The 17,664-nt window shown below is 37.9% G+C and carries 14 protein-coding genes and 2 pseudogenes; 7 read left to right on the top strand and 9 right to left on the bottom strand.

Annotation, left to right across the window (positions count from 1 at the left end):
- The 3 genes and pseudogenes from CUN59_RS00895 to CUN59_RS00905 all read left to right on the top strand — a co-directional run.
- Positions 1 to 322, top strand: a pseudogene (locus CUN59_RS00895) (zinc ribbon domain-containing protein); the annotation flags it as partial.
- 133 nt (positions 323 to 455) lie between these two features.
- Entirely contained in the window at positions 456 to 2,201 is a 1,746-nt protein-coding gene (locus CUN59_RS00900; protein ID WP_104386072.1) for a GAF domain-containing sensor histidine kinase, read from the top strand.
- A 171-nt stretch (positions 2,202 to 2,372) separates the two neighbouring features.
- Positions 2,373 to 3,731 (top strand): NAD(P)/FAD-dependent oxidoreductase, encoded by a 1,359-nt coding sequence (locus CUN59_RS00905; RefSeq protein ID WP_104386073.1) that lies wholly within the window; start codon positions 2,373 to 2,375, stop codon positions 3,729 to 3,731.
- A gap of 189 nt (positions 3,732 to 3,920) precedes the next feature.
- Here CUN59_RS00905 and CUN59_RS00910 read toward each other — a convergent pair whose 3' ends face one another.
- The 4 genes and pseudogenes from CUN59_RS00910 to CUN59_RS00930 all read right to left on the bottom strand — a co-directional run bounded on the left by CUN59_RS00910 (position 3,921) and on the right by CUN59_RS00930 (position 8,038).
- The gene (locus tag CUN59_RS00910) at positions 3,921 to 4,379 is read right to left on the bottom strand and encodes a DUF2141 domain-containing protein (protein ID WP_104386074.1); all 459 of its coding nucleotides are present in this window, start codon (positions 4,377 to 4,379) and stop codon (positions 3,921 to 3,923) included.
- A 41-nt stretch (positions 4,380 to 4,420) separates the two neighbouring features.
- On the bottom strand, positions 4,421 to 5,422 hold the full coding sequence (locus tag CUN59_RS00915) for an NAD-dependent epimerase/dehydratase family protein (RefSeq protein ID WP_104386075.1): 1,002 nt from the start codon (positions 5,420 to 5,422) through the stop codon (positions 4,421 to 4,423).
- 156 nt (positions 5,423 to 5,578) lie between these two features.
- A pseudogene (locus tag CUN59_RS00920) lies at positions 5,579 to 5,764 on the bottom strand (ABC transporter); the annotation flags it as partial.
- 1,047 nt (positions 5,765 to 6,811) lie between these two features.
- Positions 6,812 to 8,038 (bottom strand): tetratricopeptide repeat protein, encoded by a 1,227-nt coding sequence (locus CUN59_RS00930; protein ID WP_104386130.1) that lies wholly within the window; start codon positions 8,036 to 8,038, stop codon positions 6,812 to 6,814.
- Between the two features lie 136 nt (positions 8,039 to 8,174).
- On the opposite strand from CUN59_RS00930, the gene CUN59_RS00935 reads away from it, so the two are divergent.
- Entirely contained in the window at positions 8,175 to 8,954 is a 780-nt protein-coding gene (locus tag CUN59_RS00935) for a phosphate ABC transporter ATP-binding protein (protein ID WP_104386076.1), read from the top strand.
- 72 nt (positions 8,955 to 9,026) lie between these two features.
- On the opposite strand, the gene CUN59_RS00940 is transcribed toward CUN59_RS00935, so the two are convergent.
- Complete coding sequence (locus tag CUN59_RS00940; protein ID WP_104386077.1) at positions 9,027 to 9,575, bottom strand: NUDIX hydrolase; 549 nt, start codon at positions 9,573 to 9,575, stop codon at positions 9,027 to 9,029.
- A gap of 98 nt (positions 9,576 to 9,673) precedes the next feature.
- A complete protein-coding gene (folK, locus tag CUN59_RS00945; protein WP_104386131.1) occupies positions 9,674 to 10,174 on the bottom strand; it encodes a 2-amino-4-hydroxy-6-hydroxymethyldihydropteridine diphosphokinase in 501 nt (166 codons plus the stop codon).
- Positions 10,175 to 10,637: 463 nt separating this feature from the next.
- On the opposite strand from folK, the gene CUN59_RS00950 reads away from it, so the two are divergent.
- Positions 10,638 to 12,965, top strand: coding sequence for a transglycosylase domain-containing protein (locus CUN59_RS00950; protein WP_104386078.1), 2,328 nt, complete (start codon positions 10,638 to 10,640; stop codon positions 12,963 to 12,965).
- A 235-nt stretch (positions 12,966 to 13,200) separates the two neighbouring features.
- Positions 13,201 to 13,395, top strand: a complete 195-nt coding sequence (gene psb35 / locus CUN59_RS00955) for a photosystem II assembly protein Psb35 (RefSeq protein WP_104386079.1) — start codon at positions 13,201 to 13,203, stop codon at positions 13,393 to 13,395.
- A 113-nt stretch (positions 13,396 to 13,508) separates the two neighbouring features.
- Here psb35 and CUN59_RS00960 read toward each other — a convergent pair whose 3' ends face one another.
- The 3 genes from CUN59_RS00960 to folB form a co-directional block, all read right to left on the bottom strand.
- On the bottom strand, positions 13,509 to 13,931 hold the full coding sequence (locus CUN59_RS00960) for a tellurite resistance TerB family protein (RefSeq protein ID WP_104386080.1): 423 nt from the start codon (positions 13,929 to 13,931) through the stop codon (positions 13,509 to 13,511).
- Between the two features lie 57 nt (positions 13,932 to 13,988).
- Entirely contained in the window at positions 13,989 to 15,329 is a 1,341-nt protein-coding gene (locus CUN59_RS00965) for a 16S rRNA (cytosine(967)-C(5))-methyltransferase (RefSeq protein WP_104386081.1), read from the bottom strand.
- Between the two features lie 119 nt (positions 15,330 to 15,448).
- Positions 15,449 to 15,811: a dihydroneopterin aldolase gene (folB, locus tag CUN59_RS00970; RefSeq protein WP_104386082.1), complete on the bottom strand. Its 363-nt coding sequence runs from the start codon at positions 15,809 to 15,811 to the stop codon at positions 15,449 to 15,451.
- A gap of 110 nt (positions 15,812 to 15,921) precedes the next feature.
- On the opposite strand from folB, the gene menD reads away from it, so the two are divergent.
- Complete coding sequence (gene menD, locus CUN59_RS00975; protein WP_104386083.1) at positions 15,922 to 17,631, top strand: 2-succinyl-5-enolpyruvyl-6-hydroxy-3-cyclohexene-1-carboxylic-acid synthase; 1,710 nt, start codon at positions 15,922 to 15,924, stop codon at positions 17,629 to 17,631.
- Positions 17,632 to 17,664: the final 33 nt, after the last annotated feature.

Here is a 17,664-nt window from a genome sequence, read left to right on the forward strand (position 1 = left end):
GATAGATGGTTTCCCAGTTCTAAACTCTGTTCTAATTGTTTTTATCAAATTGGTGATATGCCATTGGATGTCCGTGAATGGACTTGTCCTCATTGTGGTACTCATCATGATAGAGATGGAAATGCAGCGATAAATATTAGGACAGAGGGTATCAGAATGCTTGCCCTGAGCGAAGTCGAAGGGATAAAGGCGGAAGGTTCAGCCGTCTGGTGCTGTAGGAGGGGAGATAAGACCAAAACTTGGGCGAAAGTCTAAGTTGCGGCACTCCCCCGTGAGTACAGAAGCCCACACTGTACTTGGTACTCCAAGTCAGTGTGGGTAGTTCACTGCCACCAATCCTAGAAAAATCCAAAATCCACAATAAAAAAATGTCAAAGATGTAAAAGTTTATGCCACAATTTAGGTAGCTTTAGTATAAGCAAGGTGGAAAGCCCTTTGTCTATCCAACTCGATTAATGACTATTACTACCAATACCCAATTGCCGAATTTAATTCCTCAAAATCTTGAAGCTATCATCCTAAGTACGGATAGCTCATGTCCAAATTTGGGAGTGGAGTTATTATATACCCAAGATGGGTGTGGACGCTATCTCAGTTTTTATTGGCAACATAGCGAATACTTAGGGTGCGAGACACAGAGGATAGTTGATGTACTCAATGAGAATGATAGCTTTAGTCCAGTAGATAAAGTTGTTTATCTAGAACATTTACACCGGGTTTTGAGCAGTTCTATTCCCGAAAGGATAACCTGTTGGTTTAAATGCCCGAATATTGAATTATTAGAGTTGGAATTGACAATTACGCCAATTCTGCCCCGATTTGGTCAACCGACAACGGCAGTTTTGGTCATAGGTAGGGTTTTACCATCACAAATTAACTCCCAAGCGTTGAATCAGACAATTCAACCACCGACTCCCCTGGACTTAGCCTTGCGGTTGCAGCGTTACCAAAAGTTATTAAACAGAATTACCAGAAATATCCGCCGGACACTAGATTTAGATATTATCTGGCAGCAAACAGTCGATAATTTGGGCAAAACCCTTAAACTAGAACGCTGTATTATCTGCCCTTATCAACCATCTAGTACCAAAGTCAAAGTTCGCGTTATTGCTGAGTATCATGAAACAGGGGTAAATTCTATACTTGGCTCAGAAATAGATATATCTTCTGAGCCAGCTTTTGCTAAGGCATTAACTACTCTAGAACCAGTAGTAATACCAATGACTTGCAATGATAAATCTTCTCAGTGTAAAGTTTTGGTGGTAGCTACTTGTTATAAAGATAAGGCTAATGGTTTGGTGGCTCTTACTTTCATTAATGAGTGCTATCCATTAACACAAGCAGAATTAGAATTAGCTAAAGAAGTAGGAGATCAATTAGGAACAGCGATCGCTTATGCTACGTTATATAAAGAATTAGAAGAATCTCGCCAAACAACCGAAGAAGCCTCCCGGTTAAAAAGTGAATTTCTGGCCAACGTTTCCCATGAAATTCGTACTCCCCTCAATGGTATGATCGGCTTCCTAAAGCTGATTTTAGAAGGGATGACAGATGATCCCGAAGAACAAAATGAGTTTATTTCCGAAGCCTATGAATTATCTTTACATCTGTTAAATATCCTCAATGACATTTTGGATATTGCTAAAATTGAAGCCGGTAAAATGGAGTTAGACTGTTCACCAGTCAATCTTAAAGAACTATTTGATGATGTTGACAACTTCACGCGCACTCCAGCAGAAATGAAAAATCTCAGTTTTCAGATGGAAATGCCTCCCATCTCTGACGACATCATTGTTCAAGGCAACTATAAAAGATTATTACAAGTCATGCTGAATTTAGTAGGCAATGCTATTAAATTTACCCATGAAGGTGGTATTACCATTAGTGCAGATTTAATTGTGAAAAATGCAGCCGCCAAAAAACACCCTGGCATAGTTAAAGTTCGTGTCGCTGATACGGGTATAGGCGTTTCCTTAGATAAACAAGATAAACTCTTTCAATTATTTTCTCAGGTTGATGGTTCTCGAACTCGTCACTATGGTGGTACAGGTTTAGGACTAACTATATCACAAAAGCTGATAGAAGCTATGGGCGGCGAAGTCCATTTTTATAGTCTTGGTGAGGGACTAGGTTCAACCGTCACGTTTACAGTTCCCCTATATCAACAACCGTTAATGGTTGAAAGAGGAGTAGGGGAGTAGGGGTGCAGGGAAGAATATTTTTACTATTGCCTATTGCCTCGTGCCTTCTGCTATAGTTCGTTACTTTAATCTTTCTTAAGAAGTTCACAATAAACAGAAATAATTGTGACAATTTTGATACAAAATTGTTAAGAATAGTTACATGATCTGTAATGTAAGGAAATATTTTCTATGGCTGACCAAGCTGAAAACAAACCAGTCCATCAAGTCGTCATTATTGGCGGAGGTTTTGGGGGACTATATGCTGCTAAGTCTCTAGCTAAGGCAAATGTACAAATTACTCTCATTGATAAACGTAATTTTCATTTGTTTCAACCCCTGCTATACCAAGTAGCCACAGGTGCGTTATCCCCGGCGGATATTTCCTCACCCTTGCGTTCTGTCCTCAGCAAGAGCAAGAATACAAAGGTGTTGTTGGGTGAGGTGAATGATATTGATACCGATACTCAAAATGTTATTGTGGGTGAAGAAACTGTTCCCTATGACACTTTAATTGTGGCTACAGGGGCGAAGCATTCCTATTTTGGTAAGGATAACTGGGAAGAATTTGCACCCGGTTTGAAGACGGTGGAAGATGCTATTGAGATGCGGCGACGGATTTTTCTAGCTTTTGAAGCTGCTGAAAAAGAAACAGATCCGGTTAAACGCCAAGCTTTGTTAACTTTTGTAATTGTGGGTGGTGGTCCAACTGGGGTAGAATTGGCGGGAGCGATCGCTGAATTGGCAACCAAAACCCTGAAAGAAGATTTCCGCAACATTGACACCGCAGAAACCAGAGTTTTATTGTTAGAAGGTTTAGATCGTGTACTTCCTCCCTTTGCACCGGAATTATCCCACATCGCAGAATCATCTTTAAAGGCTTTGGGTGTAGATGTGCAAACTAGGACACTAGTAACACACATTGAAAATGATATTGTTACAATTAAGCAAGGTGATGAAGTTAAAGAAATTCCTGCAAAAACAGTATTGTGGGCGGCGGGTGTGAAAGCATCCCCCATGGGACAAGTTTTGACACAAAGAACAGGAGTAGAGAGCGATCGCGCTGGTCGTGTTATCGTTGAACCAGACCTAAGTATTCAAGGATATCCCAACATTTTCGTAGTTGGTGACTTAGCGAATTTTGCCCATCAAAATGATAAACCCTTACCAGGTGTTGCACCAGTCGCCATGCAAGAAGGGGAATATGTCGCCAAACTGATTCAAAAACGCCTCAAAGGTGAAACCCTGCCCCAATTTAACTATGTGGATAGAGGTAGTTTAGCAATGATTGGGCAACACGCCGCAGTTGTTGATTTAGGTTTTATTAAACTTAGAGGTTTCTTTGCGTGGTTTGTTTGGTTATTTATTCATATCTACTTCCTAATTGAATTTGATAATAAGTTAGTAGTTATGATTCAGTGGTTGTGGAGTTATTTTACCCGCAATCGTGGGGCAAGATTAATTACTGGTAAGGAAACTATTCCACCTGTACCAATGGTAAATAGTGATAGTTACAAACCAATTGTTACAAAAAAGCCGTTAAATGTCTAGTTTTGTAGAGTGGGTTAATAACCCACTATTTTGATTGAGAATAGATGCAAACTCCCATTGCTTGCAAAGGAATGGGGGCCTATTGTGATACAATTGTATATTCTGCTACTCTGTTTCTACAGAGCTTTATTTTTCGTTTCTGATTATTTCCTAGGGGTAATTCATGAATTACCCCTAATTTCGGTTCAATTAAGGATCAAGAGAATACTTCATAAAAATATTAATGCTAGTATTTTTATTAAGTTTAAAACTAGCATTTTTGAACTTAGGTGTACCAGTGGTAATGGAAACAATGGGATTTCTGGAAATACCAAAACCCTCTTCAGGAATGCCGAAAAAATCTTTATTTAGTTTGTGATCACCATTTTGATCATCAACTACAGCTACCGCATAATTACCAGGTTTTAACCCAGAAAATACACGCTTCACAGAATTACCTGTAATCTTAGTACAGCCACTTTGTACTTCACTTTTATCACTCATGGGAAATCCTTTTTCCGAGTTATAAACCCGCATACAAATTTCACCACTTTTGCTAGTAATACCATTGACTACTACAGTTAAATTTGCTGTTGATTCAGCATAAGCTACTTCTGTAAAGCTCATAGTTAGCAAAGTAGCCATCAATAAATTCACAATTTTGAGCATGAGTTTATATTTCCCTATTATCAAAAGTTACTCTTTTTTTCTTACTTCATCAATTTTTGAATATCAGTTTTTTGCAACCATTCATTAGTGCGACGCATTCCCTCAGCTAAATCTACTTTAGCTTGATAATTCAGAAGATTTTTAGCTTTGGTAATGGAATAAGCATAGGGACGACTCATAAAATCAACTGATTCGGGGAGAATATCGGCCTTTTTCCGAAATAGTTTTTGCCCCTCAAGACGCACCCGTAAAAATAATTTCATTTCCTCTTTTGGTAAAGACATAGGTGCTGGTAAACCTTCTAGTGAGGCTAGATGAATAAAATACTCTTTCCAGGAAGTTTCTTTCCCATCTGTAATATTGAAAATCTCCCCATAAGCTGATTTTTCAATAGCTAAAAAGATAGCATCAATTAAGTTATCTATATACAGATGATTCATTACACCTTGACCATCATTAGCATAGGCAAATAACTTTTGTCTCATCATGTGAATTGGTCGGACTATCCAAGGAATACTTCCCGGACCATAGACATCTCCAGCCCGAATTACAATTACACCGAAATCTGGAGAATTAAGTTTTAAAACCTCTATTTCTGCTTCGATTTTAGTTTGACAATAGGCGTTATTTTCATCAGAAAGTACACCAGATTCTGTAACGTTTTCAGGGTAATCAAATCCATATACTAAAACGCTAGAAAGATGGACAAAAGTTTTAATTCCTGCTTGTTTAGCCGCTTGAGCTATATTAATTGTCCCGCCCACATTGACTTGGCGAAAATGTTTAATATCTCCCGCTTCTTCGGCAATTTGAGCATTATGTAAAACTACATCTACTTCCTGACAAGCTTTAGCACAAAATTTAGCATCGGTAATATTGCCTTCAATAATTTCTACACCTAAATTTTGTGCTGTTTTATCCTTGTTTCCAGGACTTTGGATACCTTTAACTTTAATACCTTGGGCTATGGCCAATTCAGCCGCACGTAAGCCAATAAATTCATCAATGGCAGTAATTAATAGAATTTTGTTTTGTAAGTTCATGGGTTGATATTGAGGTGATTAGAGAAGATATATTGAGAATAAGAGAAGTGAGTAAATTTCGACTTCTATCTGAGGTTGCTGTTAATTTTGACAATTTTTTGTAGCATTGGGGGAATTTCCAATACTGCACGATTGTTAATTACTGCTACCTGTGAATTAGAAAATATCAGCCGGGTCAGCAGAACGGAGTTTATTAATAGCTAATGCTCCTGATGTAATACAAATTAAGAGTGTAGATATAAGAACAAGTAAGGCGTTATTATTGGTCATCATGATAGGTAATTTTGTGGCTTTCATAGCAAAATCATATAAGCCAATAGAAATAATAAAGCCAGGAATAAACAAATGTCAAAATGTGTGCGGTTTATTCCGAGAAAACTTGTGACAAAAATTATGAGGAGTATGCAGGAGGATAAGTAATTTAGTCAGAATTCAGGAGTCAGAATATTTGTTAGTAGCAATAATCTTCCAGAAGCCTGTTTTTCACTCAATTTTGATTTTTGAACAAGCTGTAAACTCTAAACCGTATATCATCAACGATTGAGTCTCAGTATATTGAGCAAGATCCAAGTATATATTATTTCTAATTTGTAGTATGTCACCTGCTATACCCCTACAATTAATGCTAGTAAAAAAAACGCCAATTTGGCTACTCAGATATAAATACCTCTGGTAGATTATTGAAGTAGTTGACCTGTGGGCTTTTAGGTTCTTCATTTGAGATCCGAACAAATTTAGTTTTCTTGTTATCAGTCCTCAGATTGCCTACTCCACCTGATAACAGGATTCTATTGTCCTCAATAGCACCTAAAAATCTTGATACCTCAGAAGTTTTTACTTTTGGGGTTTTTTTATTTTTCGGAAGAATTCAGGTAAGGGCGGTAAAATCCCAGACTTCTTTTATTTATTGTGTCCATTTATCTGAGAAGTCGGGGATCTGAATACTTACTATTTTTCGTTGTAGAGACTTTATCATAAGTTTAGACACAACTCTTTGAATTATGTCCCTAATTTTGCAAATATTCCACACATTTCACAGATGGGAGATAGAAAAATGTAGCAATTATTATCAATAAATGGTCTTTTTAATAGACATAAATCCCGGCATTATGTCCTAAATGTTATATCCAAAATGTTGATTTTATGAAAATAATCAATAAAAATATGAAATAAGTCTAACATCTTGTAGACTCTCTTGGTGACAACTTAACCTTATCCAATGTCTAAAGTCCGCCAACGCGGACTTTCTTTATTTATTGATAATCTGGTCTAAAGTTGGGGTTGCTAATTTGATATATGAAAATGATTTTTGATCATATCCAAACTCTTGTAGAGATGTTTCGCTGGAACATCTTTAGACCTAAATTCATACTTGGTTTCAGTAACGCCCTAAAGTTTTTGTGCAGTTTTTAACTTTTGAATTTGTTCGCTAAAATATGCCTCTTGATGTTTGAGTTGCTGGGCTATTTCTAATCCTTGCTCAAATGCTGTTAATGCTTGGGGATATTGTTGATTTTCTAAATATATATCACCAATTTGTTTGTATGCTGACATTAATCCATAAAGGTTACTGGCTAATGTTTGGGTTTGAATGAGAATTTGGCTAGTTTCTAAAGCTGCATCTATTTGTTTTTGAGAACGATAAAAAACAATTAACTTTTCTAATGCTTCTGCTGCCCTAGCGTATTGTTCTAATTGCCAAGCAGTAGTATAGGCTGATTGATAATTATCAAAAGCTTGTTGTGTTAAATTTGGGCTGTCTTTAGCTAGGAATTCATAATTAGCCGCAATTGCTAATTTCAAAGCGGGAATTTGATTCAAATTTTGGTCACGAGTGTAAATTTGGACTAATTCATTCAAAATATCTATTACTGCCTGGGGTTGTTTCTTTTGGGTATAGATATAAGCTAATTTTTGTAAATATGCTAATTCATTAGTTTTATTGCCTTGATTAACTGCCAAGTTTAATAGTTTTTGGTAAATATTCGCTGCCTGGGAATAATCAAATATACTTAAATTTAATTCTCCAAGCTCATTTAAAGTCTCTATTTCGGCACTTACATCTTTTTGTTGTCTAACTAGAGTTAAAATTTGTTTATACACTGATATTTTTGATTTATACAAACGGACTTTTTGATAAGCATTACCAAGCGATCGCCATAATTGTAAATTATTATCTTTCTGTTTTGTTATCTGGCTTTGAATTGCTTGTAATCGTTGACTAATATATTGTACTTGTTCCCGTTCATTTTCATTGCTGGCAATTTCTCCCACTCTTGCTAACGCTTCGACTTCAGATAATGTGCCTATAAAGCGTCTTAACCTGAGTTCACGATTCCAAATATCAAAGGCCTTCTGATTATCTCCTGTTTGTAGAATAACTTGCGCTTCTTGATTTAACCCATCTAAATCTATACTTAATTTTTCCAACTCTGCTGATGTTAATTCCCGTTTGTTGGCTAAATTTGGCAATATTGGGTCAGTTATAGTTATTTCTAGAGGACTGGGAGGAAACTTATCCAAATCTTCATTTTTTTTGTCCTTGGCTACTGTGTCAGAAATACACAAATGCCAGACAATAATAGTAGTAATAATCAAAATTAACCGATGTAACATAATATTTACCTTTCTTACATTAATTAAATGCAGCATTGTAGATAAGTATAATAACTAATTTAGATTATCAGCAAATATAAAGCCTTACAACTATTCTTCTGCTTTTTTTCTTATTCCTGACTCCTTTTTTATAACTATGGTGAAAATAATTCCGGCTATTAGTGTCAAAAATTTTAGTTTTTACTATAACCAGCGCAAAATTTTGGAAAATGTCTCTATGGATGTTCCCCAAAATAAAATAATTGCCATTATTGGGCCTAGCGGTTGCGGTAAGTCTACTTTTTTAAAATCTCTCAACCGCATGAGTGACTTAGAGGGAGAAGTGCTAGTTGAAGGCAAAATAGAATTTTTTGGGCAAAATATTTATGAACGACGCATTAATCTCAATCGTCTTCGTCGTCAAATTAGTATCATCTACTCTAAACCAAATCTTTTTCCCATGAGCATTTATGATAATATTGCCTATGGTGTCAAATTAATTGGCTGGCGACCAAAACCCGAATTAGATGAAATTGTGGAATTAGCTCTCAAAGCTGCTGATATTTGGGAAGAATTGAAAAATAAACTCCATAAATCTGCTTTAGAACTGGCTATAGGACAACAACAACGTTTGTGCATTGCCCGCGCCTTAGCCGTAAAACCCCAAGTTATTCTCATGGATGAACTGTTTGTGGGACTTGATCCTATTGCCACCACAAAAATTGAAGAACTAATTGAGTGCTTGCGTTCTGAATTGACAATTATATTTATTTCTCACAACATACAACAGGTTTACCGACTTGCAGATTTTACTGCTCTATTTCAATATAATGAGAATCATGTGGGAAAATTACAGGATTTTGGCACAACTAAAAAAGTTTTAACCCAATCTCTTGATTATCATATCCGTGATTTTGTTGGCGATCATTCGAGATGATGACGGTTGTACGGGCGAACGGCCGTTCGCCCCTAGGGCATCTCTCTAGGACAAGATTTTTTGGTACAACCCTTAAGGTAAAAATGATCGCAAGAGGAAAAAACTAGCAATAGATTTAGCATCTACAGGTTCTCCTCTCAAAATCGCTTGTTCCAATTCTTCAGGAGTAAGCAATACTATTTGCATATCTTCATCTTCGTCTTTTTCTGGAGGAGTTTCCAGGAGTTCTAAATCTCTGGCGATAAAAGCATAGATAATTTCATCAGAATAACCAGGAGCAAGGAAAAATTCGCCTAGCTTGTCCCATTTATGAGCAACATAGCCGGTTTCTTCTTGAATTTCCCGTTCAACTGTCTCTAAAGGATCTTCATTAGCTTCTACAGTACCGGCGGGAAATTCTAATAATCTGCCTTGGACTGCAAACCGATATTGACGGACAAGTACAAGCTTACCTTCTGCGGTTATGGGAATAGCTAAAGCACCACCGGGATGGCGAATACATTCCCATTCTCCTTCAGATTTGTTGGGTAAACGCAAGCGATTAACTTCAAAGTTAAACTTGCGCCCTTTATAAAACAAGCGTTGCTTAAGCAACTGTGGTAATTCTCTACCTAATGGCATAGTCAAATTCTACAGTCTGTGAATACAGAGAATGTATACGGGGGGTTTTTTTGTAATCAGTTCTTTTTGGGCTGTCAAAATAGTAATTTTTTTGCCCACTACAATAAATGTACATCACAAGTGTCTACCTCTAGCAGTAAATCTTGAATGATGCGTTTTGATATGGGATCTCGCCAATTGGGGGCAATTTCTGCTAGGGGTACGAGAACAAAAGCTCGTTCGGCCATGCGGGGATGGGGAATTTGCAGATTTGGCTCATGTAAAATTAAGTCATCATATAATAACAAATCTAAATCTAGGGTGCGTGGTCCCCAATGTTCTTGACGCACACGCCCAAATTGTTGTTCAATGGTTAGTAAATTTTCTAATAAAGCCTGTGGTGATATTTCTACAAGTAATGTGGCGCAGCCATTTAAGTAATCTGGTTGAGTCGGCCCTATAGCCTTTGTCTGATACCAACTCGATTGGGTTTGGATAGTTATACCTGATGTTTGTTCTAAAGCTGTTAAGGCTCCTGCTAAAGTAGCTTGGCAATTACCCAGGTTGCTACCAAGACTGATCGCCGCTTTGACCGTTTGAGGATGGTACTTTAGCAGCATCTCATCCACAGAGTCTTTGTCTAATACCATTTTATTAAAAGTTTATGGTTTCAATCAGAAGTGTTGAATGTTAAGATTTTGAGGATATTGTCCAAGTTGTGCATTAGTATTCATGATACCAAATTTGAGCAATTAATGACTCTATTCTCAATAGACAATGGATTTTACCTGGGTAAAACGCAAAGATTGTAAAGTTTTATTGCAGGATTCAACACTTGTGGGTTTCAATAGTCTAACTATTTCCCTAGATTATGCAAAAATTGCATTTTTATTAATGAAAATTAATATTGAATAACTGATATTTTAAAAAACATATTTTACTACTGAATAAAGTTAATTCTTTATGATGTACTATGTGAAAACCAAAGATATTGCGCTGACGACTAAACAGGAGAAACTGTGATTGCCACTTGGTAATGATCGAAAAAATGAGGAGTCCGTATATGAAAACTTACTACCGAGAATGCAGGTGAAGGCGAAGCAGTTAATCAATCAGATGACAACCCTTTCATCTGGAGTTTTGGGCAAAATTGTCGGACACGATAAACCCTTTTATCGTCGTCTTTGGTTTTGGGCAGGTTTAGGTATAACTGGAGGAATCATTACTTTCCATTACACTATCAAAGAAATAGATAGCAATTTGCCAGATCAGTCCGCGCTCAAAGCAGTAGCTAGAGAGCAAACATTGACGATTAAAGCGGCTGATGGTAGCGTTTTACAACAGCAAGGCGAAGCCACTAGAGAAATGCTAACCTTGAAACAAATACCAGATAATTTAAAGAAAGCTTTTATTGCCTCAGAAGATAGAAGATTTAAGCAACATAGTGGAGTGGATGTTCAGGGGATTTTTCGGGCAGTTGTGAATAATGTGCGATCAAAAGATGTGGTAGAAGGTGGTAGCACCATCACCCAACAGGTAGCCCGAATTCTCTTCCTCAAACAAGAAAAAACCTTCTGGCGGAAACTCAAAGAAGTACGATTAGCCCAGAAAATGGAACAGGAATTAAGCAAAGATGAGATTTTAGAACGTTATCTCAATCTTATTTATTTGGGTTCTGGTGCTTATGGTGTGGGAGATGCGGCTTGGGTTTACTTTAGTAAAACTGTAGATCAGCTTACCTTATCAGAAATGGCCACCTTGGCAGGTTTAGCTCCTGCGCCCAATGTCTACGCCCCTGATAAAAACCCCAAAGCAGCTACAGAACGACGAAATCTGGTGTTGCAGCGCATGGAAGAAGATGGCATGATTACACCATTGCAAAAACAGTCCGCTATTGATGAAGCATTAACAGTTAATAGCAATTTACCCAAACGTTTAGAGGTAAAATTTCCCTACTTTACGTCCTATATTCAGAAGGAACTACCTAAGCACGTTGCCCCCGATGTGTTGGCTAGTGGCGGGTTAGTGGTAGAAACTACTTTAAACCCAACTTGGCAAACAGCCGCAGAAGTCGCAGTTGCCAAAATCCTCAAAAATGAAGGCCGTTGGCAAAACTTTAAAGAAGCCGCCTTAGTAGCCATAGATCCTCATAATGGTGAAATTCAAGCCATGGTAGGAGGTAAAGACTTTAGTAAAAACCAGTTTAATCGGGTAACGCAAGCTCAACGCCAACCCGGATCAACCTTTAAAGCTTTTCTCTATGCTACAGCGATCGCCACTGGTAAAAGTCCCTACGATAGCTATTTAGATGCACCATTATCAATAGATGGTTATGAACCAAAAAACTCCCATGACAAATTCTCTGGTTGGATGAATATGAGAGATGCTCTCACCCAGTCTATCAATACAATTGCGGTGAAAGTATTAATAGATGTGGGTTTTAATCCAGTCATTAAACTTGCCCATGATATGGGAATTAAATCAGAACTCAAGTCTAACTATTCTTTGGCTCTAGGTTCTAATGAAGTCAACTTGTTAGAATTAACGAGTGCTTATGGTACATTCGCTAATCAGGGAAATCATACAGAAGCACATGGGATTCGTCGCATTCTTAACCGAGAGGGGAATGTAATCTGGTCAGCCAAATATGAATCTAATCAAGTCTTGGATGCTGATACCAGTGCCATCATGACTTGGATGTTACGCAATGTTGTCACCGATGGAACAGGTGCTGCGGCTCAATTAAATGATAGACAGGTGGCAGGAAAAACAGGTACTACCGATGAAGCCCGTGATTTATGGTTTATTGGTTATATCCCCCAACTAGCAGCCGGGGTGTGGTTAGGGAATGATGATAACAGCCCTACCTATGGCAATAGTGGTAGTGCCGCCTATGTCTGGCATGAATTTCTGGAAAAAATTGTCGAGGGAATGCCTGTAGAAAAGTTCCCACCCCGGCCTAAGTTAGAAGATCGCAAAGGTACTATTAAAGCGGAACCAATCAAACCCCAAAAACTAGTTAATCGCTCTATTCCTGATGATGAGCAAAAATCAGATCAGGATGATACCGATAATTCTGATTCATCCTCCAGACGCAGACGTGGAAGAAGCTATGGTCAATCGGAGGAATCAACCCCAAATTATACAGAAGAAAATAGACCTAGACGGAGACGACGCTATAGAGAAGAAAATAATAATACATCTTCTGATACTCCTCGCCGCAGAAGACAGAATCGCATCCAAGAATCTAATAGGGACTCTAATCCTAGATCATCTCGTTCACAAAGAAGCAGGAACAACAAATCGAACCCTGGCAATTCCTCCTCTTCACCAAAAAATAATTCCGGAGGATCTTCATCATCCCAACCTTCCTGGAGAGAAAGACTTAAACCTAGTTCCTCACCAGAATAGAGTAGGGAGGTATCAGTTCGGCTTACTTCGAGCCTTCGACCAGCTCAGGGCATCGCCAGATCAGTATAAGTCCCTCACCGACCGGGATCTGGGGGGCTGGGGAGCAGGGGAAAAGATTTTTCCAACTGTTAACTGTCAACATCATACTAAAGATTTTTCCTGGGACAGATGTAGATGATATGCTCAGTTTATACTTTGTTAAGAAGTGTAACCTAACATTAAGCGGAATATAGTCATGAGTTATTTATTGCTCCAAGTCCCAGTAGAAAATACTGGAAATCATTTTCCCTTAGCTTTTACTTTGGTGTATGTAGTCGGTTTTATAGCTGCTATCACCATTGGTTCAATTGCTTGGTACAATTCCAAACGTCCTCCCGGTTGGGAAAATAAAGAGCGCCCTGACATTGTTCCCAAGGTTGAGAAGGAATAGGCAATACTTCGACTTCCTTCGACTCCGCTCAGGGCAAGTCGCTCAGTAACCAGAGGCAAAAGGCAAGAGGCAAAAGGCAAAAGAAAATATATTTCTCCCCTGCCCCTGTGCCTTTAATTCTGCACGTCCACCCACCGACGATAAAGTTTTTGAATTTGCTTGAGTAGGGTGGTGTGGACACTTGGGTGAAGTTCACTAGATTTGCTTAACTCTTCCAATTGAGAGAGGAGTCTTGCTTCTTCAACTGCTACATCACCGTCACTATAGATTAAGCCACTGATGGCTTCAATTAAATTCTCGTAATCTTCTTGAGTGGGGCGATCGCCTAAATACTCTCTCACCCATTCATAACATTGATCTGGCTTTACTGGCACTAATTCATACAACCAAGGTTTAATTTCGGGATCATTAGCTAAACCTTTAACCTGAGCTATTTCCCGCAAATATTGCCTTTCTTCGGGCTGGATTCTGCCATCAATCCAAGCTGCTCCAATCAGTATTTTTACTAGATTTTTCACATGAGAATTATTAACCATTACCGCCTCCTCTGGTAGATTCCGGCTTTGATCAAATCTTACAATCACTCTTGGTATTCACTCGGAATCCTTAGTTTTTCTTAAGCGCACCATGAAAAAACCATCCATATCCAATTGGTGAGGCCAAACTTTTAACCACCCAGGGGTAGAAATATCCCCAAAATCAAAGCTGGGAGGTTCGATTTGCCAATGGGGATTTGCAGCTAAAAACGCAGAAATAACCTCTTCATTTTCTGCTGGATGCAATGTACAAGTTGCATAAACTAAAATACCACCAGTCTTGACAAAATTGGCGTTATGTGATAGTAATTCTTTTTGTAATTGAGAAAGTTCTTGTACAGATGTTGGTGTTTGTCGCCAACGCGCATCAGCGTGACGGTGCATAGTTCCCAAACCGGAACAAGGAGCATCAAGTAATACACGGTCAGCAGAATTGTAAAATTGCGGTAAGTTGCGACTATCTCCCGTACAAATTTCGATAGATTGTAAATTTAGACGTTGGGCATTTTCCTTTAATTTGCGTAACCGGGAAGGGGTTTTATCACAGGCATAAATTTTGCCCTTATCTCCCATTAATTCGGCAATGTGGGTAGTTTTTCCTCCTGGTGCAGCACATACATCAATCACCACATCACCGGGTTGAGGGTCAAGCAAATGAGCAACCAATTGGGCGCTACCATCTTGAACAGTCCACCAACCTCCATGGAAACCAGGTAAATTTTGAATTGCGCCATTATTACCAATTAATCGTAAAGCTTGGGGTAAATGGGGAATAGGTTTCACTAAAACACCCGCAGATTCAAAAGCTGATTTCACCTCTTCTAAAGAACTATGCAGGATATTTACTCGTAAATCAATGGTCGGGGTTTGATTCATCCAATTACAGAGTTTTTCTGTTTCCTCAAAACCTAATTGTGATAACCAAACTTCAATTATCCAATCAGGAAAACTATATAAAATTCCTAATTTTTCTACGGTATTTTCTGGTAGTTTTAACGGTTCTGATGATTTTTCTGCTAGTCTGAGATATTGACGTAATAAACCATTCACAAAACCAGTTAAACCTGGAAAACCATTTTCCTTTGCTAATTCAACAGTGGTATTTACAGCCGCCGAAACGGGGATTCTTTCTTGATAACGCAGTTGGTAAAAACCGAGATGTAGAATAGTGCGGAGGTCTTTGGGTTGTTGTTGGTTTTTCTTAGTAGCAAGTTGATCAATAATAGCGTCTAAAGTGCGTTGTCTTCTCACACTTCCATAAACTAATTCTGTCATTAACCGACGGTCATTATCTGGTAATTTATACTTTTGTAATACACGGTCTAGAGCAACATCAGCATAAGCTCCTTTGTGTACTTCTTTGAGGGCAATAAATGCAACTTGACGGGGGTTGGTCATGGAAGGTCGGATAATTTAGCTCAGAGTAGTTATTATAAGAGACTAGACTGAAAACTCTTGTGGTTACTTGACCATTTTCCCTTTTCCTTAACTTGTCACCAATGAAATATAGTAGGGTTTTAGACTTTAGTTCTTACCAATTCAATACTAATTTTACCAGTAAAATCAGGAATGGGTGCAGCAGGTTTACTGAGAATAACTTGTACTTGATTAATAGTGGAGCTATCTTCTAAAATACCATCAGCGATCGCTCCGGCTAATCTTTCCACCAATGCAAACTTTGAAGTTTTCACTAAATTTTGAATTAAGGCAATGGTGCAGCGATAATCTATAGTATCTTCAATATTATCTGTTTGCGAAGGTTGGGAAAGATCCAACCATAATTTAACATCTACCTCAAACCATTGTCCTAATACCTGTTCTTCTGGTAAAAATCCAGTAAAACCATAGCAACGAATTCCTGTTAAATGAATACAGTCCATAAAAAATAATAGGTGACAGGTGACAGGTGACAGGTGACAGGTGACAGGTGACAGGTGACAGGTGACAGGTGACAGGTGATAATTTTACCTAACTATCCATTATCTAATGAATGCAAGTTACTTTTAATAATCTTAATCAACTTTGGTCTTATGTATTAACGGAAACCCTCAAACGCTTGGGTTTAAAATGCGCTGTTATTTGTCCTGGTTCTCGTTCCACACCTTTAACAGTGGCTTTTGTACAACAAATACCGCATATTGAAGCTATTCCCATTTTAGATGAACGTTCAGCAGCTTTTTTCGCGTTGGGACGAGCGAAAGCAACAGGCAAACCTGTAGTATTAGTTTGTACTTCGGGAACAGCAGGAGCAAATTTTTATCCTGCGGTAATTGAAGCTAGGGAAAGTCGCGTCCCTTTATTAATATTAACCGCCGATAGACCAGCAGAATTACGAGATTGTCATTCTGGACAGACCATAGACCAAGTAAAACTATACGGTAATTATCCCAATTGGCAAACAGAATTAGCTACACCTTCCCTAGATATGGGAATGTTAGGTTATCTCAGACAAACGATAATCCACGCTTGGGAACGTTGTCAATTTCCCAATTCAGGAGCGGTACACTTAAATATACCCTTTCGTGATCCTCTCGCGCCAATTCCCGATGGTACAAATTTTACCTTAGATGTGGAAGATTTCTTTTCAGGAATAGTTTCCACCTCATTGTCAATTACCAACTACGAATTACCAATTACCGATGATCAAAAAGGGATTATTGTTGCTGGTGTAGCACAACTACAAGACCCTGAAAAATATTGTAGAGCGATCGCCCATCTAAGTCAAAGTTTGCAATGGCCTGTTTTAGCTGAAGGACTTTCCCCTGTCAGAAATTATGCAGACTTAAATCCCTATATAATTTCTACATACGATATTATTCTCAGAAATCAGCAACTTGCCCAAGAATTAACCCCAGAAATAGTAATTCAAATTGGTGAAATGCCCACAAGTAAAGAATTACGCAATTGGTTAATTACTAATAATTCTCAGCGTTTTGTCATTGATAATTGTGATCAAAATTTAGATCCTTTACATGGAAAAACCACCCATTTAAGGATGTCACTAACAGGAATTAGTAATTTGGAAATAGGGAATTTTGGAGAAAGTGAATATTTACAAAAATGGTGTGCAGTAGAAAAACAAATTAGAAAAAATATTGATAATTATTTTCATCAAATAGATGAATTAATCGAAAGTAAAGCCGCTTGGTTAATTTCCCAAACTTTACCACCAGCAACACCTTTATTTATTGCTAATAGTATGCCTGTGCGAGACGTAGAATTTTTCTGGAAACCCAATAATTTAAGAATTAACCCCTATTTTAATCGAGGTGCAAATGGCATTGATGGCACACTTTCCACAGCTTTAGGAATCGCACATCATCAGCAAAGTAGTGTAATGTTAACAGGAGATTTAGCCCTATTACATGATACCAATGGGTTTTTAATTAGAAATAAATTTATTGGACATTTGACAATTATCTTAATTAATAACAATGGTGGAGGGATTTTTGAAATGTTACCCATTGCTAAATTTAATCCCCCTTTTGAAGAATTTTTTGCCACACCTCAAGATATTGATTTTTCTCAGTTATGTGCTACTTATAATGTAGAACATGAATTAATTAATTCTTGGGAGGAATTACAAGATAATTTAAAGCAATTACCAAAAACGGGAATCAGGGTTTTGGAAATCAGAACAAATAGGAAAAGAGATGTTATTTGGAGAAAGGAGAATTTGGTGAAGTTCGGTAATTTGTAATTAGCAGTGCGTTAGTAGGTAATATGTAAGGAT

The sequence above is a fragment of the Cuspidothrix issatschenkoi CHARLIE-1 genome (assembly GCF_002934005.1).
Taxonomy (GTDB): Bacteria; Cyanobacteriota; Cyanobacteriia; order Cyanobacteriales; family Nostocaceae; genus Cuspidothrix; species Cuspidothrix issatschenkoi.